General features: G+C 32.6%; 25 protein-coding genes and 1 tRNA gene. 11 read left to right on the top strand and 15 right to left on the bottom strand.

Annotated features, from left to right (window positions below; genetic code table 11):
• Positions 1 to 68 precede the first annotated feature (68 nt).
• On the bottom strand, positions 69 to 488 hold the full coding sequence (locus QI155_RS01310; RefSeq protein WP_068859077.1) for a hypothetical protein: 420 nt from the start codon (positions 486 to 488) through the stop codon (positions 69 to 71).
• A 92-nt stretch (positions 489 to 580) separates the two neighbouring features.
• Positions 581 to 982: a hypothetical protein gene (locus QI155_RS01305; RefSeq protein ID WP_068859074.1), complete on the bottom strand. Its 402-nt coding sequence runs from the start codon at positions 980 to 982 to the stop codon at positions 581 to 583.
• A gap of 360 nt (positions 983 to 1,342) precedes the next feature.
• Between QI155_RS01305 and glnA the strand changes: the two genes are divergently transcribed.
• A complete protein-coding gene (gene glnA, locus QI155_RS01300) occupies positions 1,343 to 2,677 on the top strand; it encodes a type I glutamate--ammonia ligase (RefSeq protein WP_068859069.1) in 1,335 nt (444 codons plus the stop codon).
• A 38-nt stretch (positions 2,678 to 2,715) separates the two neighbouring features.
• Here the strand turns inward: glnA and QI155_RS01295 are convergent, their stop codons facing one another.
• Both QI155_RS01295 and QI155_RS01290 read right to left on the bottom strand, forming a co-directional pair.
• On the bottom strand, positions 2,716 to 3,858 hold the full coding sequence (locus tag QI155_RS01295) for a small ribosomal subunit Rsm22 family protein (protein ID WP_068859067.1): 1,143 nt from the start codon (positions 3,856 to 3,858) through the stop codon (positions 2,716 to 2,718).
• Between the two features lie 70 nt (positions 3,859 to 3,928).
• Positions 3,929 to 4,201 carry an HU family DNA-binding protein gene (locus QI155_RS01290; protein WP_068859064.1) on the bottom strand — a complete coding sequence of 91 codons (273 nt, stop codon included), beginning with the start codon at positions 4,199 to 4,201 and terminating at the stop codon, positions 3,929 to 3,931.
• A 185-nt stretch (positions 4,202 to 4,386) separates the two neighbouring features.
• Between QI155_RS01290 and hisG the strand changes: the two genes are divergently transcribed.
• From hisG to QI155_RS01260, 6 genes are read left to right on the top strand one after another with little or no spacing between them, the layout of a single operon-like run.
• Positions 4,387 to 5,265, top strand: coding sequence for an ATP phosphoribosyltransferase (hisG, locus tag QI155_RS01285; RefSeq protein WP_068859061.1), 879 nt, complete (start codon positions 4,387 to 4,389; stop codon positions 5,263 to 5,265).
• Between the two features lie 15 nt (positions 5,266 to 5,280).
• Positions 5,281 to 5,589 (top strand): 50S ribosomal protein L21, encoded by a 309-nt coding sequence (gene rplU / locus QI155_RS01280; RefSeq protein WP_068859057.1) that lies wholly within the window; start codon positions 5,281 to 5,283, stop codon positions 5,587 to 5,589.
• Positions 5,590 to 5,616: 27 nt separating this feature from the next.
• The gene (gene rpmA / locus QI155_RS01275; RefSeq protein ID WP_068859054.1) at positions 5,617 to 5,886 is read left to right on the top strand and encodes a 50S ribosomal protein L27; all 270 of its coding nucleotides are present in this window, start codon (positions 5,617 to 5,619) and stop codon (positions 5,884 to 5,886) included.
• Positions 5,887 to 5,927: 41 nt separating this feature from the next.
• Positions 5,928 to 6,932, top strand: coding sequence for a GTPase ObgE (obgE, locus tag QI155_RS01270; RefSeq protein ID WP_068859052.1), 1,005 nt, complete (start codon positions 5,928 to 5,930; stop codon positions 6,930 to 6,932).
• Positions 6,929 to 8,026: a glutamate 5-kinase gene (proB, locus tag QI155_RS01265; protein ID WP_068859049.1), complete on the top strand. Its 1,098-nt coding sequence runs from the start codon at positions 6,929 to 6,931 to the stop codon at positions 8,024 to 8,026. Before obgE ends, proB begins: the two co-directional genes overlap by 4 nt.
• A gap of 34 nt (positions 8,027 to 8,060) precedes the next feature.
• A complete protein-coding gene (locus tag QI155_RS01260; RefSeq protein WP_068859046.1) occupies positions 8,061 to 8,564 on the top strand; it encodes a hypothetical protein in 504 nt (167 codons plus the stop codon).
• On the opposite strand, the gene QI155_RS01255 is transcribed toward QI155_RS01260, so the two are convergent.
• Positions 8,551 to 9,630, bottom strand: a complete 1,080-nt coding sequence (locus QI155_RS01255) for a DUF763 domain-containing protein (protein WP_068859043.1) — start codon at positions 9,628 to 9,630, stop codon at positions 8,551 to 8,553. The two genes, QI155_RS01260 and QI155_RS01255, sit on opposite strands and share 14 nt — an antisense overlap.
• 54 nt (positions 9,631 to 9,684) lie before the next feature.
• Between QI155_RS01255 and truA the strand changes: the two genes are divergently transcribed.
• Positions 9,685 to 10,449 (top strand): tRNA pseudouridine(38-40) synthase TruA, encoded by a 765-nt coding sequence (gene truA / locus QI155_RS01250; protein ID WP_068859040.1) that lies wholly within the window; start codon positions 9,685 to 9,687, stop codon positions 10,447 to 10,449.
• On the opposite strand, the gene QI155_RS01245 is transcribed toward truA, so the two are convergent.
• From QI155_RS01245 to QI155_RS01215, 7 genes are all read right to left on the bottom strand, one after another.
• Complete coding sequence (locus tag QI155_RS01245; RefSeq protein ID WP_281320966.1) at positions 10,446 to 10,835, bottom strand: TraR/DksA C4-type zinc finger protein; 390 nt, start codon at positions 10,833 to 10,835, stop codon at positions 10,446 to 10,448. The genes truA and QI155_RS01245 overlap by 4 nt on opposite strands.
• 4 nt (positions 10,836 to 10,839) lie before the next feature.
• Entirely contained in the window at positions 10,840 to 11,361 is a 522-nt protein-coding gene (gene frr / locus QI155_RS01240) for a ribosome recycling factor (RefSeq protein WP_348650822.1), read from the bottom strand.
• A gap of 7 nt (positions 11,362 to 11,368) precedes the next feature.
• A complete protein-coding gene (gene pyrH, locus QI155_RS01235; protein ID WP_083200028.1) occupies positions 11,369 to 12,121 on the bottom strand; it encodes a UMP kinase in 753 nt (250 codons plus the stop codon).
• The gene (gene tsf / locus QI155_RS01230) at positions 12,114 to 12,707 is read right to left on the bottom strand and encodes a translation elongation factor Ts (protein WP_281320964.1); all 594 of its coding nucleotides are present in this window, start codon (positions 12,705 to 12,707) and stop codon (positions 12,114 to 12,116) included. The genes pyrH and tsf overlap by 8 nt, the downstream gene beginning before the upstream one ends.
• 15 nt (positions 12,708 to 12,722) lie before the next feature.
• On the bottom strand, positions 12,723 to 13,508 hold the full coding sequence (gene rpsB / locus QI155_RS01225) for a 30S ribosomal protein S2 (RefSeq protein WP_068859029.1): 786 nt from the start codon (positions 13,506 to 13,508) through the stop codon (positions 12,723 to 12,725).
• Positions 13,509 to 13,632: 124 nt separating this feature from the next.
• Positions 13,633 to 14,883, bottom strand: coding sequence for a sensor domain-containing diguanylate cyclase (locus QI155_RS01220; RefSeq protein ID WP_281320963.1), 1,251 nt, complete (start codon positions 14,881 to 14,883; stop codon positions 13,633 to 13,635).
• Entirely contained in the window at positions 14,880 to 15,728 is an 849-nt protein-coding gene (locus QI155_RS01215; protein WP_281320962.1) for an HDOD domain-containing protein, read from the bottom strand. Before QI155_RS01215 ends, QI155_RS01220 begins: the two co-directional genes overlap by 4 nt.
• Positions 15,729 to 15,779: 51 nt before the next feature.
• Here QI155_RS01215 and QI155_RS01210 point away from each other — a divergent pair, with 51 nt between their 5' ends.
• Complete coding sequence (locus tag QI155_RS01210) at positions 15,780 to 16,046, top strand: SemiSWEET transporter (protein ID WP_254045430.1); 267 nt, start codon at positions 15,780 to 15,782, stop codon at positions 16,044 to 16,046.
• Here the strand turns inward: QI155_RS01210 and aroF are convergent.
• The 3 genes from aroF to pgeF form a co-directional block, all read right to left on the bottom strand.
• A complete protein-coding gene (aroF, locus tag QI155_RS01205; RefSeq protein ID WP_068859018.1) occupies positions 16,043 to 17,056 on the bottom strand; it encodes a 3-deoxy-7-phosphoheptulonate synthase in 1,014 nt (337 codons plus the stop codon). The two genes, QI155_RS01210 and aroF, sit on opposite strands and share 4 nt — an antisense overlap.
• A 195-nt stretch (positions 17,057 to 17,251) precedes the next feature.
• Positions 17,252 to 17,325, bottom strand: a tRNA-Pro gene (locus QI155_RS01200).
• Positions 17,326 to 17,333: 8 nt separating this feature from the next.
• Positions 17,334 to 17,993, bottom strand: a complete 660-nt coding sequence (pgeF, locus tag QI155_RS01195) for a peptidoglycan editing factor PgeF (RefSeq protein ID WP_281320961.1) — start codon at positions 17,991 to 17,993, stop codon at positions 17,334 to 17,336.
• Positions 17,994 to 18,036: 43 nt separating this feature from the next.
• Here pgeF and QI155_RS01190 point away from each other — a divergent pair, with 43 nt between their 5' ends.
• Positions 18,037 to 19,299 (top strand): HD-GYP domain-containing protein, encoded by a 1,263-nt coding sequence (locus QI155_RS01190; protein WP_068859012.1) that lies wholly within the window; start codon positions 18,037 to 18,039, stop codon positions 19,297 to 19,299.
• Positions 19,296 to 20,540, top strand: a complete 1,245-nt coding sequence (locus QI155_RS01185) for a replication-associated recombination protein A (protein ID WP_281320960.1) — start codon at positions 19,296 to 19,298, stop codon at positions 20,538 to 20,540. Before QI155_RS01190 ends, QI155_RS01185 begins: the two co-directional genes overlap by 4 nt.
• Positions 20,541 to 20,780 lie beyond the last annotated feature (240 nt).

The following is a 20,780-nucleotide window of genomic DNA, read 5'->3' as shown; positions in this document are numbered from 1 at the left end:
AATATCAGAGGAAGGCTAAATCCTTCCTCTGATGTTTTTAGCAATCCGATATAAGAGTTAATTACTTACTATCTTGCTGCCCTCTTTAACTCATAACCCGGAGCATTTATAAATCTCATTCTTTCTGGCCACATGGGTCTTACGTCAAACTCTTCACGACATCTTTCGGTATGGTTTTTGAAATAAAAAATAATTTCATACTCTCCAGTATTAGGATTAATCGGAGAGGTAACAACTTCGTTCGGATTAGCATGACATTCAATAGCTATCAGATCAAATACTTCACCTGACTTACCACCAATCATTGCACCACTGGGAAGACGAGCAGGAGAACCATCTGGTGCAGTTATTTTTCCTTTAACATGAATATGACTTAATCCTGGATGATTAGTAAGTGAAGGGTCATGGGCTAATACAAAGCTTACTGAGAATACTACTAAGGCAATAATTACCAATAGGGTTAAAGAAATACTAAATTTTACTTTCATTTTTCCTCCTTGTTTTTGCTTTTCATTTTTTACTTTTTGTAGATCAAAAATTCTTACTTCTATAAATTCAATATCTCAAAACTTTTTGCTCTTCATCTAAAGGGGGTAACAATAAAATCAATGTTTCTGAATTCCCTGCTCTTTGAAATCTGGGTGGCTGTTAAGTTAATGTTTCTGAATTCCCTGCTCTTTGAAATCTGGATGGCTGTTAAGTTAATGTTTCTGAATTCTCTGCTCTTTGAAATCTGGGTGGCTGTTAAGTTAATGTTTCTGAATTCTCTGCTCTTTGAAATCTGGGTGGCTGTTAAGTTAATGTTTCTGAATTCCCTGCTCTTAACAGTTGGTTTAGGTTTTTCCTTTGGAATGTTTTCATTAACCTTAGGTGGTGCATTATTCAGTGGTGACTTGTTAATCGGTGTTTGCCCATAGATGTCTGCAGTAATAAAAACTGTGAAAAAGAACAGCATAATTAAAATAAAAAGTATCCTTTTCAATATTCACCTCCTCTTTTTTTATTTTTCACTTAATTGAAATATTAATTTTTTATTAAGTAATGCTTAGGCTCAAATTTGTTCAAAAAATTTTTATTCTGACAATTCTCTAATCAATCTTTGAAAACTGTCAAATTTTACCATTTTATTATTCATTTTTCATATAAGAATTTTTCTCTTATATTGACAAAAAAATTTCTTTCCAATATAATGTCTATATGGCAACCGTTAGCCGTTTAAAATTTCTTAAATCTATTGGAAAAGTTTTATAAAAATATGTTTAACTATTTTTGAAACTTAAAAACTTACGGAGTTTTATATAAAGAGGCTTTGCCTCAGTAAATATGAATGCAGGAGGATTTTATGACTTACTCAAAACCAAGGGATCAAAAGGATGTTATGCAACTTGTAAAGGATTACAATGTTAAATTTGTAAGACTCTGGTTTACTGATATTCTCGGACAGTTAAAAAGTTTTGCCGTGCCGGTGGAAGAACTTGAAGTAGCCTTTTCAGAAGGTATGGGTTTTGATGGTTCTTCAATTCATGGATTTGCAAGAATTGATGAATCAGATATGATTGCAAGACCTGACCCAACTACCTTTGCAATACTTCCTTGGAGGCCAAAAGAAAGCCCTGTTGCAAGAATGTTTTGTGATATCTATGAGCCTGATGGAACTCCATACAAAGGAGATCCAAGATACATACTCAAGCTAAATCTTGAAAAGGCTTCTAAAAAAGGGTATACCTTCTATCTCGGACCAGAACTTGAGTTTTTCTATTTCAAAAACGATAAAGGCACAGAGACTCTTGATGAAGGTGGATATTTTGATTATCCATTAGATGCTGCAGAAGACCTTAGAAGAGACACTATTTTAGCTTTAGAACAAATGGGCATTAAGGTAGAGTATTCCCATCATGAAGTTGCACCTTCTCAACATGAAATAGATTTAAGATATGCTGAAGCTCTTGAGATGGCTGATATTGTAATGACCTATAGAGTTGTAGTAAAAGAGATTGCAAAACAGCACGGAGTTTATGCTACCTTTATGCCAAAACCCCTTTTTGGGGAAAATGGAAGTGGAATGCATACCCATCAGTCATTATTTAAAGGTGATAAAAATGCATTCTTTGATCCAAAAGACAAGTACTATCTATCAGATGTTGCAAAAAGTTACATAGCAGGACTTTTAACTCATATAAAAGAGATTACCCTTGTTTTAAATCAATGGGTTAATTCCTATAAAAGATTAGTCCCTGGCTATGAAGCTCCTGTCTATATATGTTGGGCAAGAAGAAACAGATCTGCTCTTATAAGAGTGCCCCTCTATAAACCTGGGAAAGAAAAGGCAACAAGAATTGAACTAAGAAGTCCAGACCCTGCGTGTAATCCCTATCTTGCCTTTGCATGTATGCTTAATGCTGGATTAACTGGAGTTGAAAAGAATTATAAACTTCCTGAACCCATTGAAAAAGATGTCTATCATCTTGATCCAGAAGAAAGAAAAGCTTTGGGGATAGACAATCTTCCAGGAAGTTTAATTGAAGCCATTGAATATGCCGAAAAAAGTGAAATACTTAGAGAAACCTTAGGAGATCACATATACACAAATCTTATTGAAAGCAAGAAAAAGGAATGGGATGACTACCGTATAAGAATATTCCCCTATGAATTAGAAAGATATTTACCGATTCTTTAATCTAAGAGGGCGGAGGCTCCGCCCTCTATAAAAAATTTTTAAGGTTCATAAAGAATTTTGATTTCACTATCCTTAGGAATTCTGACTTTTTTGTCTGAAAGAAATATTACACCTTCAACTGAAAAATAGGTTCCCTTTTTTATTTTTAGCCAATTATCATCTTCATTCAAATCTCTTTTTAATTTTTCCATATCAATGAGTTTTCCATTCCAGCAAGCCCATAACCTAACCTTACCTTTTTCATTTAAAAGATGACTTGTATTTTTTATTATATGACCATCTGTATCGAATATATCACTAATGTTAGCTTTATCTCTTCTCAATACAACATAACTAAACTTTAGATAATTAATCTGTAATCCAACAGAACTTAAAAAAACCAGATATTCAGGAGGAGACCATTTTCTTTCCTCATAGCACCAGTTTTTTGCCTTAAGCGCTGAACAAGGCAAATTATTAAGACAGGGACTATAGGGATAAAAATTAAGTTTTTCTATTAAGTTATCTCTTATTCCATGAAGCCTCATTGATGCTTTTTTTGTACCTGGTTCAATTAAAATCAAAGTAAGATCAGGATTTTTATATGTAAAAGGTTTAATAAGATTTATAAATTCATCTATGTTAATCCCTCTTTTATCAAAAATTTCACCTAAGGAATTAGAAAAGATAATAATATCGGGCTTGATATCTCTTAAAGTTTTATAAAGAGAAAGATCAAGTAAATCACCTTTTATAAATTCAGCTTTAATAGATACTTTTTCAGGTTTAGTTTTTTGAACTATTTTTTCTCCTATTTTTAAAGCCTTTTCTTCTGAATCAATTCCTGCATATCTGATATGATTTATCCTTAATTTTCCCTCCTCTATTAAATCAAAAATGGGAACTACTGCAGGTGATGGTCCGCATCCTAAATCTATTATTCGTAATTCATTCTTTTTTAAAAACTTATTATGCATTGCTAATTCTTTAAAAATATTATAAATTTTCGATAAATTAACAGGTACAAAGTATATAAGATAACCTGTAAGCACTTCTTTAGAATTCATATAATCAGCGGGTCTTTCAGCTTCGAGATTGGTAAACAAATCAGAAACTTTTAATATAAGATTTTTTATTTGTTGTTTTGTTGGTACTTTATTTGGAAAGGCTAAATTAAAAAATAAATTGTAATGTTTTGTCACTTTAAAATCATTTTTCTAATACAAATTGGGGAGGCATAGACCTCCCCTCTTTTAATTAAAAAAATAAGAATTATTTCACAGAGTCTTTTAAAGATTTACCTGCTGTAAATTTAGGAACTTTTGTTGCAGGAATTTTAATCTCCTGACCTGTTCTTGGATTTCTTCCTTTTCTGGCTTTTCTCTTTGTTACATAAAAGCTTCCAAATCCAACAAGTGTAACCTTATCTCCTTTTTTAAGAGCTTCTTTAATTGCTTCAATTGTAGCATCAAGAGCTTTTGCTGCTTCAGCCTTTGTTAACTGCGCTTTACTTGCTACCTTGCTGATTAAATCTGCCTTTGTCATGATAATGACCTCCTTTTAAAGAATAATTTTTTACTTTGAAGTAAACAATACCAAATTTTACAAAGATTGTCAAGAGTTTTTTTTATTTTTAATTAAAAAAATTGAACTAAAATTTAGTTGACTGAAAATAAAAGATAATTTTAAAATAATATTTCTAAGCAAATATTGGGGGTTTTAATAAAAATATGGCAGAAAAGATTTTAAAATTAGGATTACCAAAGGGAAGTCTTCAAGAATCCACATTGAAACTTTTTAAAAAAGCAGGTTTTAATGTACATGTATCACACAGGTCTTACTATCCTGTAATCGATGATGAAGAAATATCTTGTATGCTTTTACGGGCACAGGAAATTCCCATATATGTAGAAGAAGGTTATCTTGACTGCGGGCTTACTGGATATGATTGGTTACTTGAACAAAATGTTGATGTTGTAGAAGTTGCTGAGTTGAAATATGCAAAAGAGGGGTTTAGACCCGTTAGATGGGTCATAGCTGTTCCAGAAGACTCTCCTATAAAGAAAATTGAAGACTTACAGGGCAAGAGAATTGCTACAGAATTAGTGGGATACACCAAGAGATATCTAAAAAATAAGGGAATAAAAGCAGAAGTTTACTTTTCATGGGGTGCTACAGAAGTCAAACCTCCTTATCTTGCCGATGCAATTGTAGATTTAACGGAGACAGGAACATCTTTAAGGGCTAACAAACTTCGTGTAATTGAAGTTATACTTGAGTCAACAACCCGTTTTATTTCAAACAGAAATTCATGGAGAGATCCCTGGAAAAAAAAGAAAATGGAAAACATCGCAATACTTCTTAAGGGTGCTCTTTTAGCAGAAGAAAAAGTGGGGCTTAAAATGAATGTTCCTAAAGAATCTCTAAAGAGAGTATTGAGCTTACTTAATTCTTTACATTCTCCAACAATATCCCAACTTTATGATGAAAATTGGTATGCCTTAGAGGTTATAATAGATGAGAAAAAAGTAAGAGAAATTCTACCAAAACTTAAAGATGCTGGAGCATCTGGTTTTGTAGAGTATCCACTTAATAAAGTAATTCCATAACGGAGGTGATTTATAATGTACGCAGTCATAGAAACAAAAGGAAAACAATTTAAAGTAAAAGAAGGAGACATATTAAAAATTGACAAACTAAATTTAAATCCAGGAGATGAAGTAATTTTTGAGAAAGTATTACTTTTTAAATCTTCAGAAAGCATCAAAGTAGGTAATCCCTATATTGAGGGGATGAAAGTTAAAGCTCAAGTAATTGAAACAAAAAAGGATGACAAAATTCTTGTTTACAGACCACCATCAAAAAAAGCTATTCACAAACTAAAGGGACACAGACAAATTTTTACTAAAGTAAAAATTAAGGAAATTGTTTAAAAAATTTAAGAAACAAGGAGGAATAAAATGGCACATAAAAAAGGAGTAGGAAGTTCTCGAAATGGTAGAGACAGTAAAGCAAAAAGATTGGGTGTTAAGAGATTTGGTGGGCAGTTTGTTAAAGCAGGTAACATATTGGTTAGACAAAGGGGAACAAAGTTTCATCCCGGAGCCAATGTAGGTGTAGGCTCTGATTACACACTTTTTGCATTAATTGACGGGGTTGTTAAATTTGAAAGAAAAGACAAAGAAAGACTTAAAGTAAGCGTTTATCCAGTTACTCAACCTACCCAATAAATAAAAATCAGCGGGGTGGAAAGTCCACCCCTTTCTTCTATATGAAATTCGTTGACTATGTAAAAATATATGTAAAAGCAGGCGATGGTGGAAGAGGCTGTATAAGCTTTCGCAGAGAAAAATATGTACCTAAGGGCGGACCTGATGGTGGTGACGGTGGAAAAGGCGGTGATGTTATAATAAGAGCTTCTTCAGAACTTCATACTCTCCTTGATCACAAGTATCAGAAGACATATAAAGCTAAGCGTGGTGAACACGGAAAAGGTAGTAACATGAAAGGTAAGGATGGTGAAGACCTTATAATTAAAGTTCCTATTGGTACAGTTGTTAAAGATGCTGATTCAGAAGAAATACTTATAGACCTTAATCAAGATGGCAAAGAGTTTATAGTAGCCAGAGGAGGCAAAGGAGGTCTTGGAAACGCCCATTTTGCAACTCCTACAAATCAAGCTCCAAGATATGCTCAACCAGGACAAAAAGGTGAAGAAAAATGGATAATTCTTGAACTTAAACTTCTTGCTGATGTTGGACTCATAGGTCTTCCAAATGCTGGAAAATCAACTTTAATATCAATAATAAGTTCTGCTCGTCCAAAAATTGCTGATTATCCTTTTACTACTCTTACTCCTGTTTTAGGTGTAGTAAAATATAAAGACTACCAAAGCTTTGTTGTTGCCGATATTCCTGGATTAATTGAAGGAGCCCATAAAGGTGCTGGATTAGGGCATCAATTTTTAAGACATGTAGAAAGAACCTCTTTAATTCTCCATCTCGTAGATGTATCAGATTATCTTCAATCAGACCCTGTAGAGGATTTTGAAAAGATCCAAAAGGAACTTGAACTTTATAACCCTAAACTTATAAATAAACCCTTTGCTGTTGTGGGAACAAAAATTGATATAGCCTACGAAGGGAAAAGGCTTAAGAGGCTGAAAGATTACTGTAAAGAAAAAAGGATTGATTTTTTCCCAATAAGTGCAGTAAAAAAAGAAGGAATCGATAAATTATTAGAATATCTTTCAGAGAAAGTGAGTAATAAAAAATGAGAGTAGTAGTAAAAATAGGGAGCAATCTTTTAACAGACAAAGCTGGTCGAATTAATCAGAGAAGAATTCATTTCCTTGCAAAAGAAATATCAGAGTTGACTGATCGTTCAATAGAAATTGTAATGGTTTCATCTGGGGCAATTGCGTCAGGGCTTCGAAAACTCGGACTAAAAAATAAGCCAAAGGAAATAAGAAAAAAACAAGCAACAGCCGCAGTAGGTCAACCTCTTTTAATGTGGATGTATGAAAAGTATTTTTTACAATATGGGAAACACATAGCTCAGATTCTTCTTACAAGAGATGATTTAAGTGACAGGATTAGATATATAAATGCAAAAAATACGATTCTAACACTCCTTGAGATGAAAGTGATTCCAATAATAAATGAAAATGATACTGTTGCCACTGATGAAATAAAATTTGGTGATAATGACCAGCTTGCAGCCTTGGTTTCCGGACTTATCGAGGCTAATCATTTAATAATTCTATCTGATGTTGAAGGACTCTACACATCAGATCCTAAAAAAGACCCAGATGCAAAGATAATCAGGCATGTCAAAGAATTTTCAAAGGAGATTGAAAATATTGCAAAACCAACTTCAACAGGATATGGAACAGGAGGAATGTACTCTAAAGTAATTGCTGCAAAAAAAGCAACTTCCTTTGGTGTACCTGTTCATATTGTAAGTGGAAGAAAATACGGAAATATAAAAGCAGTATTAGAAGGTAAGAGTATTGGTACCTACTTTGAAGCAATAAGTCACAGAGTAACCTCTCGCAAGGGCTGGATAGCCTATGCAACAAGGTCAAAGGGGAATTTATATATTGACAGCGGTGCTGTAAAGGCATTAATACAAAATGGAAAAAGTCTTTTACCTTCAGGAATAAAGAAAGTTGAAGGTGATTTTGATATAGGAGATGCAGTCTATTGCATTGATGAAAATGGTCAAAGAATTGCAAAAGGATTAGTTAATTACTCCTCCTGTGAAATCAGGTTAATAAAAGGGAAAAAATCCTCTGATATAAATAAAATTTTAGGTTACAAATATTCCGATGAAATTATTCACAGAGATAATCTTGTTATTTTAATATGATTTTTGATAGTATTAAAATAATTGGAGGAGCATTATGGAATGGGAAAAAATAGCAGAAAGAATAAGAGATTTAATTCTTGGAGAAATAAAGGAAGAATTTAAAGATTTTAAAAACACTGTTACAGGACAACTTGCAGGATTTCAGATAGCAATAGAATCAATGAATGCAAGAATGACAGCAATAGAAAACAGAATGACAGCGATGGAAAATCGTCAGATTAATATTGAAAATGAATTAAGACAAATAAGAAAATCTATTGATGATACTAACAAACGCATTGATGATACTAACAAACGCATTGATGATACTAATAAACGCATTGATGATTTAGATTGGAAACTAAGCACAAGAATTGATAATTTAAACTCTCAACTGAGTGCAAGAATTGACGAGACAAATCAAAGAATTGATCAACTCTATATCGAAATATCCTCAATCAAAACAGAACTAAAAAAAGCTCTTTCTCAAAAAGAAGTAATTGACGATGTTTTAATAAGAATTCAAAGACTTGAAGATAAAGTTCTTACGCCAGCTTAAAAAATTGATTCAATCTCCTTAATGCGAAAATTTTTTCAGTTCTGCCTATTTTAGATTCTTCAATTGTTTTTCTTAAAACATCAACGGTCTTATCGTAAAGCTTTCTATCGACAGGATAAGGTATTCTATCTTTACCACCATGGGCAAAACTATAACGGGCAGGGTCTTTAAAACTAATAGGTGTTCCATAAAGAAGTTCCGATGTCAAAGCTAAAGCTCTAAGGGTTTTTGCTCCTACCCCTTTAATTTCTAGTAATGACTCAAAATTACAAGGTTGTTTTTCATAGGTTTTGATTAAAATTTTGTAGATATTTTCTGGCGTTATATCTTCCAATGTTAAAAAATGTCTTTTCGGCATAATAAGTTCTTTAACCTTTTTAATCTCTTTTAAAGTTTTTTCAGGTTTCTCACAGGAAAGCGATACAGATTTTTCCCTTAAAGAAGATGATTCAATAGCTGTAAAATTCAAAGCCTCTGTTTTTAAATCACAACATACAGCAGTATGCGGTTCTTCAACAAAGCTTTTAAGATTATAACTTAACCAATGATATCTTCTTGCTACACAAAGATTACTATTCATTCCCTGCTGTATTACGCACCAATCTCCTTCATCGGTAAATATGATAGTATGATGATATAAATTAAATCCATCCTGAACTGCTACATTATCTACCTTTGCCGAAAGTCTACTTGCATAAATAAAGGGGGTTGGATCAAAACAAAAGGATTCGGCGTAATTTAGTATTTCCTGAGGAGTCTGTAAGGCAGTATTTGCCTTGCCCCCAGCAACAAAGACTCCGAATTCCTTTTTTTTATCCTTCAAAGCTTCTTTAATTGCTGCTGTGACAGTTGTGGTTAGTCCGCTACTATGCCAATCAAATCCAAGCAAACACCCAAAAGCCTGAAACCAGAATGGATCAGACATTCTTCGCAAAATTTCTTTTTTACCAAATTCAATAATCATGATTTCTACAAATGATTCTGCAAGGGCTTTCATTCTGCTGAAGAGCCATCTTGGAGCTTTACCATTATGGAGTGGAAGTTCAGCAATACCTGTCTTTTGCATGAAATATTTTAACCTGAAAGAATAAGAAGTATCAAAATGTTATAATTTAAAACTATGGGTAAAATTAAAATGACTATTGAATATGATGGAACAAATTACAACGGTTGGCAAAGACAAAAAAAAGGAAAAAGTATTCAGGCAACCATTGAAGAGGTTCTATCAAAAATCCTAAAATCAGATATCAAAATCCGAGGTTCAGGAAGAACAGATGCAGGAGTCCATGCCCTCGGACAGGTTGCTACATTCAGCTTTGATTTAAAATTTTCCCTTGATATTTTAAAAAAAGCTATAAATGTTAATCTTCCTCCAGATATTAGAATTGTTGATTTAGAAGAGGTGGATGAAAATTTTCATCCTCAATATGATGTTAAGAAAAAATCCTATATTTATTATCTTTGCATTGATGAGGATTGTTCATGTTTTCTTAAAAGATATGTATGGCATTATCCAATAAAACTTGATTTATCAATTATGAATCAGGCAAAGGAAATTTTGATTGGTACCATGAATTTTCAATCTTTTTCTGGGAGTACCGATGTTAAAGACAAGGTCAGAACTGTTTATCAAATAAATTTAGAATTTTTAAACAAATTCTCCTTTATGGATATGGATTTAAATGGTTCATTTATAAAATTTAGAATACAAGCAGATGGATTCTTAAAATATATGGCAAGAAATATTGTAGGATGTTTAATTGAAATAGGAAGAGGTGGTTTAACAATAGAGGCTGTTAAAAAAGCTATAAAAAAAGGGGAGAGGCCAAATCCATTAAGAACAGCCCCTCCCCAAGGACTTTTTTTAGAGAGAATTATTTATTAACCCTCTTCCCCTTCAAATTTTTCTGAGATTTCTATTTTTTCCTGACAATCTCTACAATAAATTGCAAAGGGAAGAATTTTCAGTCTTTGCTCAGAAATCTCATCCCCGCACATCTCACATATTCCATATGTACCTTCTTCAAGTTTTCTCAATGCCTCTTCTATTTTTTTTAAAATGTCTCTGTGGGTACTTAATTGTTTCAAGCTAATGTCTTCTGATATATCAATGGCACTTAAATCTGCATCATCCATAACAGCTTCGACAATTTGTCTTTTCTCACCGGTTTGAAACTTTTTCATCTCTTCTCTGTCTTCTTGTATAATCTGTTCTTTCATTTTATTTAGCATTTTTTTTAGTCTATCTTTTCTTTCATCATCAATTTTCATTTATTTAGACCTCCATAATCTCTTTCTCTTTTTGCTCAAGGATTTTATCTATTTTTTCAATGAAAGAATTTGTTATCTTTTGAATTTCATCCTGAATTCTTCTTGAGTCATCCTCACTTAATTTTTTATCCTTTTCAGCTTTTTTTATTTCCTCAATAATATCTCTTCTTATATTTCTAACTGCAACTCTTGCTTCCTCAGCTCTTTTTCTTACTACTTTTACAAGCTGTTTTCTTCTTTCTTCTGTAAGGGGAGGAATATTAATTTTTATGGTTTTACCATCATTTATAGGTGTAAGTCCGAGATCTGATTTCATTATAGCCCTTTCTATTTCTCCTACCATCTTTTGTTCCCAAGGTTGGATTGTAATTGTTCTTGGTTCAGGAATTCCTAATGTAGCAACCTGATTTAGAGGGACAAGGCTTCCATAATAATCAACTCTTATGTTATCAAGAATGGAAAGAGAAGCCCTACCAGTTCTAAAAGTAGCTAAATCTTTTTTAAAAACTTCAACTGCATTATTCATTTTTTCATTAGCTTTCTTCTTGAACTCCTGCATCATCTTTCACCTCTCTTAAAACAATGCTTCCTATTCTTTTACCTAACAAAATTTTCTTTAAATTATCTTCTTTACGAATGTTGAACACTATTATTGGAAGATTATTATCCATGCATAGCGTAATCGCTGTAGAATCCATAACTTTTAATGAATATCTTATCACATCCATATAAGTAAGTGTATCAAACTTTTTTGCCTTTGAATCTTTTATAGGATCTGAGGAATAAATTCCATCAACTTTAGTGCCTTTAAGTATAACATTAGCACCAATTTCAATTGCCCTTAAGGCAGCAGCTGTATCAGTTGTAAAATAAGGATTTCCTGTGCCCGCTGCAAAAATAACAACTCTACCCTTTTCAAGATGTCTAATTGCCTTTCTTCTTATATATGGCTCAGCGAGCTCTCTCATTTCAATAGCTGATTGTACTCTTGTGTTTACTCCTATTTTTTCAAGGGCATTCTGAAGAGCAAGAGCATTTATCACTGTAGCAAGCATTCCCATATAATCTGCTGTTGCTCTTTCTATGCCCTGTTCTGCTGCCTCAACTCCTCTAAATATATTACCTCCTCCTATTACTACCGCTATTTGCGTTCCTAATTCATAGGCTTTTTTAACTTCATTAGCCATATAACTAACTGTATCAGGGTCAATTCCATAACCCCTGTCACCCATAAGGGCTTCTCCACTTAGTTTCAGGAGAATCCTATCATAAAATTTTTTATTCACTCTGTCCTACCTGAAAACGAACAAATCTTCTTATAACTATGTTTTCACCAAATTTAGCGAGTTTTTCAGTAATTAAATCCTGAATTTTTTTCTCAGGCTCTCTAATAAAGGGTTGGTTTAGTAAGCACATCTCTTCAAAGAATTTTTCTAGTTTTCCTTCTATAATTTTTTCAATAACCTGTGGAGGTTTGTTCCCTGTAATCTGAGCTTTATATATTTCTTTTTCTTTTTCAATTATTTCCTGAGGTATATCTTCTTTGCTTATATATTGAGGATTAGCTGCTGCTATATGCATAGCAATGTCCTTTGCAAGCTGACGAAACTCTTCATTTCTTGCTACAAAATCTGTTTCACAGTTTAGCTCTAAGAGTACACCTATTTTATCCATATGAATATAAGAAGTTATTATACCCTCTGTTGCAGTTCTTCCTGCTTTTTTCTGAGCTGTTGCAAGCCCTTTTTGTCTAAGATATTCTATTGCTTTATTAAAATCTCCCCCTGAGTCTTCAAGGGCTTTTTTACACTCCATCATTCCTGCACCTGTCTTTTCTCTAAGTTCTTTGACCATTTGAGCAGATATTGCCATATGATTTCCTCCTTTTTACTGTTCTATGTATTCATCCATTGATTTCTGATACTCCTCTTCCTGGAGTATTTTTTCTTTTATTGCTGCTTTTTCAGCCTCTTCCTCAAGTTTTTTAATCAGAATTTCTTTGCCCTCTAAAACAGCATCTGCCATCTTAGAAGTTATAAGCTTAATTGCTCTTATAGCATCATCATTACCAGGTATTACATAATCAACAAGGTCAGGATCACAGTTTGTATCAACAATTGCTACTATGGGAATTCCAAGTTTTATTGCCTCTGCAACAGCGATCCTTTCTTTCTTTATATCAACAATAAATATAGCCTTAGGTAGTTCCATCATATCTTTTATTCCTATTAGATTGACTTCAAGTTTCTGTCTTTCTTTTTCAAGTTTGGCAATTTCTTTTTTGGTGTGAAGATATAAAGTTCCGTCTTCTTTCATCTGTTCAATTCTCTGCCATTTTTCAACACTTTTTCTAACTGTGGAAAAATTAGTTAACATTCCTCCAAGCCAACGGTTGTTAATATAATATACTCCTGCTCTTTTTGCCTCCTCAGCTATTGCTTCTTGAGCTTGTTTTTTTGTTCCAACAAAAAGAATTCCATTTCCCTGAGATGCTACACTTTTAATAAATTCATAGGCTTCCTCAATTCCTTTAACTGTCTTTTGCAGGTCAATTATGTGAATCCCGTTTCTTTCAGCAAAAATATACTTTTTCATTTTGGGATTCCAGCGTTTGACTTGATGACCAAAGTGAGCACCTGCTTCAAGAAGTTCTTTCATTGTAACTACTGCCATAAAAAGCCTCCTTAATTGGTTTTTCCTCTGCCCTTTTCCCTAAACCTCAAAGAGGACCATCGGGAAATTTTTAGGGCATGTGTTTTAAAGAGTCAAAGACTCTAAGTTTAAAATTTAGCATAGATTATTTATCAATTTCAATTATTTTTACAGAATCCTTTATCTTTTTTGCTTTTAGGAGGGTTTTATCTACTTCTTTGAAAAATTCCTTATAGGATTTATAAAATTTAAAATACTCTCCTTTATTTAAACATCCAACACCTGCACAAAATGTTAGTTTTTCTTTTTTATAATTTTTATTTAAATCCTCCTTAATTCTTTCAGTAAATATTTTTGCTCCTTCAATATTAGAGCCCACTAAAATACAGGCAAACTCATCTCCTCCTATTCTTGCAACAACATCTTCTTTACGAGTTCTTTTAGCCAATATTTTAGCAAAAATCTTTAATATTCTATCACCCTCTAAGTGTCCATAGGTGTCATTTATATATTTCAATTTATCTAAATCAAGTATGACAAGACAGAAATTACTTCCGTATCTTAAAAATCTATTGAATTCCTCTTCTAATCTCTGGGAGAAAAATCTTCGATTATAAAGTCCTGTTAAGGGATCAGTTATGGAGGTTTTATATAGCTTTATATTCATCCGCTGAATTTCTATTGTTTTCTTATTAACTTCCTTTTTTAGCCGAGAATTAAAATGAAGGTTTTCCCTATAAAGTTTGAAAAGGGTCAATATGGAAGAAAATAGATTTGTAAAACTGACAAGCATATGAATTATCATTTCATTAAAGGCATTTTTTATAGCATGGGAAAAATTCATAACACCAATTACTTTATCTCCTTCTTTTAATGGCACAGATAGTAATGATTTAATAGGCAGGTTAGATAATTTTTTATTGAATCTGGGGTCAACCTCAGTGTCAGGGATATAAATATATTTTCCACTTTTGAATGCCTGCCCTGATACAGAATCTTCAATAGGAAATTTTTTAATTCTGAAATCTTTTATTTTTATCTTACCTGATGCAAATTTTAAAATTAGATAATTCCTTTTAGAATCTTTTTCCATTAAAGAGATGTTTTCAATTGGTAATAATCGGGCAATTTCTTCTAAGGCAAAAGAAATAAAGCTTTTTATATTTCTATCCTTTTCTTGATAAATTCTGTTTATCAGTAAGTTTATAAGTGAAATTATTCTAATATTAATTTCACAATTTGAAGACATATCCTCAAAAATATCTAATAATTTATAGCTTACTTTATCTTTCTTATGCATAGATTGCAAAATTGCTTTTTTTAATTCTTCTGTTTGAAGTTTCTTATAATTTTCAATTTCTAAAAGATTCCCCAATTTTTCTAAAAAATCTCTCATATTATATTTATCTCCTCAAAGGGTAAATCATTTTTTATGTAGTTTATTAATTCATTGATTTCTGGTAAAGTAAATATGCTATATATTCCGTATTCATAAAAATTAGATTCCTGAAATCCGTCAAATATTCCAAATCCTATTCTTTCAGAAATAAAATTGGAAAGATGCACCAATGCTATATTTTTTCGATATTTATTATCTAAAGTTGCTGGATTTTCATGATGATAAAGTATTACTTCTCCAATCTCCTCAGGCAGTCCCCACCATTCAGAAAGCCACTTTCCTATTATTGAATGATCTAAATCAATAACTTCATTTTCTGCTTCAGCAATTGTTTTCCCCTGTAATACAAGATTTTCTATTTTTACATAGGCTTCATAATTTAAATAATGAAGGGCAAATAAACCTATATCATGAAGCATTCCACAAGTAAAGGCTGTCTCATCATTATAATCAAGTATATTTTCTGATATGAATTTGCTTATTACTCCTGTTGCGATTGAATGTTTAAAAAGTTTTCTATAAGTTATTTCTTTTTGCCCTGAACTTTTAAAAAGACTGAAAATAGAAATTCCAAAGGCTATATTTCTTAAAGTATTAAATCCAATTTTAAAAAGAGCGTCCTTTACCGTAGTTATTTTATATCCATATCCTAAATAAAGTATATTTGCTACTCCAAGAACTTTTGACAAAATTGGCGGATCATTTTCTATAATTTTTACAAGTTCATCAAGATGGGTTGATTCATTTTCTGTTAAATTTAATATTTTCATTGCAGAATGCGATAGAGTAGGTAGCTTTTTTAGTGTTTGAATTTCTATTCTTATTTTTTCTATTTTTGTCATAGTTTCAAAAATTTATTGTTTAATAATACAATATAAACTATGGAGTTTTCAATGGAAAATATTTCAATTTTTTCAGATTTAATCGGAACAATAGCAGGTATTATAACAACTTCAGCTCTTATTCCACAGGCAATAAAAATCTATAAAACCAAATCTGCCAAGGATGTTTCTCTTGCCATGTTTGTTTTTTTAGGCATAGGAATTCTCCTTTGGTTTTTTTATGGAATTCTTATCAAAGAATTCCCTGTAATATTAGCAAATTTTGTTTCTTTAATATTAATCTCCGTAATAATTTTAATGAAAATTCGCTATGGTTAACATTCTTTTATAATTTCTGTCAGCTTCTTAATTTTTTCTGTTAATTTACCAAAGGCATCAAAGTTAAGAGACTGAGGACCGTCTGAAAAAGCTTTTTCAGGATTAGGATGAACCTCTATCATTAAACCATCAGCACCTGCAGCCACTGCAGCTAAAGCCATTGGTAAAACATACTTTGCATATCCTGTAGCATGGGATGGGTCAACTATAACAGGCAAATGAGTTTCTTCTTTAAGCACCACTATAGCTGAAAGGTCAAGGGTATTTCTTGTGGAAGTTTCAAAGGTTCTTATTCCTCTTTCGCATAATATCACATTCATATTTCCTTCACTTAAGATATATTCAGCACTCATAAGCCATTCCTTGATAGTCATTGACATCCCTCTTTTAAGAATTACAGGCTTGTCAGCCTGACCAACTCTTTTAAGAAGTTCGAAATTCTGAGCATTTCTTGTTCCTATTTGAAGAATATCAACATATTCACAGACTAAATCAACATGTTCTGGATTTATTACCTCTGTTACTACAGGCATCTTAGAGATTTCACTTGCTTTTTTGAGTAATTTTAAACCTTCCTCGCCAAGTCCCTGGAAAGCATAAGGAGAGGTTCTTGGCTTATAAGCACCGCCTCTTAAAATGTGAGCACCTAATGATTTCACAGTCATTGCTGTTTTTACAATTTGTTCTTGATTTTCCACTGCACAGGGTCCTGCAATAATAATGAGGTCGCTTCCACCTATAGAGATATCGCCAACATTAATAATAGTTTTTTCCTTTTTTACCTCCTTTGAGGCAAGTTTGTAGGGTTTTAAAATAGGAATAACAGCTTCAACGCCATCTAAAACTTCAAGGCTTTGTAAAATAAACTTTCCTCTTTCATCTCCAACAGCTCCTATTACATTTCTTGTAGCACCATAGATTACATGGGGTTTGTAACCGAGTTCCTCAATTTTTGCGATAACTTGCCTTAATTGCTCTTCTGTTGCTTCTGGCTTCATTACAATTACCATTTTTAAACCTCCTCCTTTAAAGTATTTTAAATAAATAAAAAAGCAGACAAATCAGGGGTAACTGTCTGCCCCTGACTTGTCTGCTTAAGTATTTTTTTACAGACTAAACTGCCAGAGGCAGATTAGTTAAAGTAAAAGCCAAACCAGAAATAATTTTTAGCAGAAATTTTCATACCTTCTCCCTTATCAATTCTATCGGGGTGAGAGGATTTGAACCTCCGACACCACGGTCCCGAACCGTGAGCGCTACCAAGCTGCGCTACACCCCGTTTGTTTATTATAACATTCCGATTATTCCGTATTGTCTACCAGCCTTTTTACCTTCATATCTGTAAGAAGCAAATCGCTCAGTATTACATCGGGTGCAGGATGAACAAATCCATATATTTTCTCTTTTTACACCTATTGATATTGCCTGAATTAAATTAGCAGTGGCAAGGTCAACATGACTTTTACCATTTACTCTTAAAACAAATTCATTTGAAGGAGTCTCTAATTTCAAAGCTTCTATTACTTCATCACCTACTTCATAACAACAACCTTTAATACTTGGTCCCATAGCAATAAGAATATTTGAAGGTTTACAACCATAAGTTGCTACCATTTTTAAGATTGTTTTTTTCAATATTGCCTTTGCTGTACTTCTCCATCCTCCATGTATAGCTCCGATTACTTTTTTTACTGGATCATAAAGAAGCACTGGTAGGCAATCTGCTACTTTTATCCCTATAAAAAGTTCTTTATTGTCAGTGAGCACAGAATCTGCTACTTGAGGTTTGGAGTATTTGTCGATAATTATAATATTGTCTGTGTGCCTTTGAATGGGTAGATAGAGTTGATATTTATTAGTAAAAAGCTCAATAGAAAAATTTTTTTCTGTAAAAAAGGCTTGACAACCTGTATTTTTTAAATTATCGGGATATATAATTTGTTCCATCTTAATATTTTACATTAAATAGGCTTTTTTGAGATAATTAATTATGGCTGTAAACTTCAAATACCAGATCAAAGAGATTACCCCAACTGAAGGTTTAATAAAAGTTGAAACCAAAAGACTTCAAACAGGCATAGCCTTACCCTTTAATGTTTATGTAAAAGACAATGGTGTTGTAAAGAAAGTTTTTAACAGAGGTAACATTCTAAATAGGATTTTTCTTGAAATATTAGAAGAAAAAGGCTTTGATTATGTTTATCTCGACAAGACCGAAATAAAAAGTTTGGAATACTACTTATCAAAAAAGCCCGTCAAACCAAAAGTTCAGGATATTAAAGTTGCCTTCAGCAATTATTCTTTTTTCAAAGAAAAGCATTATCAAATTGAGAAAAAACTGCTTGTTCCAGGGACAGAAATAAATTTCCCCATCTATAATCTAAAAAATCTTGAATTTACCAAAATAATAAATGCCTCTGATAAAAATCCTGTAGTGATTACTGAAGATATATTTTCAGTTGAAGGAGAATTAGTTATTGAAGAAAAGGATATTCCCCTTTATGAGGAATATATTAAAGGGCTTCAAGACAAATTAGCTAATGTAGACATTTCAGAAGAAGATAAAAAAATAATTGCAAACATTATATTCAAAGAGAATTCCAAGGTGGTAATGAAAGAGCTGTTAAAAGATCCAAGAAGTGGCAAAAAAATTAAAGAAGTGCAAAATCTGGTAGATGACATTATAAAAAAAGTTATAGAGGAACCAGATTCAATATATGGGCTATTAACCCTAAAGGGATATGATTACTATACCTATACACACAGTATAAATGTAGGAGTTTTATCAATAGGTCTTGGTATTCATATTAAACTGGAAAAGGAAAAAATTCAAAAACTTGGTATTGGTGCTATGTTACACGATATTGGTAAAACAAAAATACCCCATGAAATTTTAAACAAACAGGGCAAATTAACAGATACAGAATACAAAATAATTCAACAACATGTAATTTCTGGTTATGAAATAATAAAAGAAAATAAAGAAGTTCCTAAGGAATCCTATCCTGCAATTTTACAACACCATGAAAAACTCTCAGGAAGAGGTTACCCCTATGGTTTAAAGGAAGAAGAAATCGAACTTTTTGGAAGAATTACAGCAATAGCTGACTGCTATGATGCTCTTACAACAAGAAGACCCTACAAGGCTCCTTTAACTCCTTTCTTTGCCTTATCAATTCTTACAAGAGAAAAAAAGGATTATGATAAATCGCTTCTTATAGAATTTATAAAAATGCTTGGGAATATAAAATGAGTAATCTCTTTAATGAAGTAATAGAGCCTCCGAAAGAAGAACCCCTTGCTTACAGAATGGCACCAAAGGATTTAAATGAATATGTGGGACAGGAACATATACTTTCTGAAGGAAAACTTTTAAAAAGAGCAATTGACTCTGACAGGATTACATCCCTTATATTGTATGGTCCTCCTGGGGTTGGGAAAACAGCTTTAGCAAGAATTATTGCTTCAAAAACAAAGGCTCATTTTCATTGGTTAAACGCCACTACATTAAATATTGATGAAATAAGAAGACAACTTACCATTGCAAGAAATAGAAAAAGCAAGGGAGAAAAAACAATACTCTTTATTGATGAAATTCATAGACTCAATAGGGTTTCACAGGATGCTTTACTTCCTGACATTGAAGAGGGAAGTATAATTCTTATTGGTGCTACAATAGAAAATCCATTCTTTTATATAAATTCTGCTTTACTTTCAAGAAGTCATGTTTTTGAACTCAAACCCCTCTCAGAAGAAGAAATCATAAAAATTCTTAATAGGGCTCTTTTAGACAAAGAAAGAGGTCTTGGGCATTTAAATATTAAGATTACCGATGAAGCCTTATATCATATTGCGAAATTCTCTGATGGAGATGCAAGAAAAGCTCTTTCGGCTTTAGAAATTGCTGTTTTAACAACAAAGCCTGATGAAAGGGGTTTTATTAATATTGACATTAAAACAGCAGAAGAAAGTATTCAAAAAAAACATATTGTCTATGACAGGACAGGAGATCAGCATTATGATACAACTTCTGCTTTTATAAAAAGCATGAGAGGAAGTGATCCCGATGCAACAGTCTATTGGCTTGCAAAGATGATTTATGCTGGAGAAGACCCTCGTTTTATTGCTCGTCGGATTATTATCGCAGCCAGTGAAGATGTAGGAAACGCAGACCCTATGGCACTGATTATTGCAACTCAAGCAGCACAGGCAGTTGAAATAATAGGAATGCCGGAAGCAAGAATAATACTTGCACAAGCAGCAATATATGTAGCAAAGGCTCCAAAAAGCAATGCCTGCTATAGGGCAATTGAAGAGGCTATGCAGGATATTGAAAAAGAGCCTACCTTACCTGTACCCGAACATTTAAAAGATGCCCATTATCAAGGAGCTAAAAAACTCGGACACGGTAAAGGATATAAATATCCCCATGATTATGGAGGATATGTTAAGCAAGATTACCTTCCCAAAAGGAAAAAATATTACAATCCCTAAGTTTGAACCTGAAATTGCCGATAGAGATAAAAGCAATCTTTCGTTTATGCAGTCATTCCGAGGGTTTATATACCCCGAGGAATCTCTCATGAAAGAATCTATCTGGTGAAAAAGGAGGAGATTCCTCAGTCGCTTACGCTCCTTCGGAATGACCTTCCTTTTTATATAATCATTATGGGGCTTTATGCCCTCGAAGAATCTCCCATTAGACACCTCAAAGGTGAAAAAGATGAAATCCTT

Origin of the sequence: Thermodesulfovibrio sp. 1176 (assembly GCF_029946585.1) — a bacterium.
Classification (GTDB): domain Bacteria; phylum Nitrospirota; class Thermodesulfovibrionia; order Thermodesulfovibrionales; family Thermodesulfovibrionaceae; genus Thermodesulfovibrio.
This window is presented reverse-complemented; position numbering and strand designations above follow the sequence as displayed.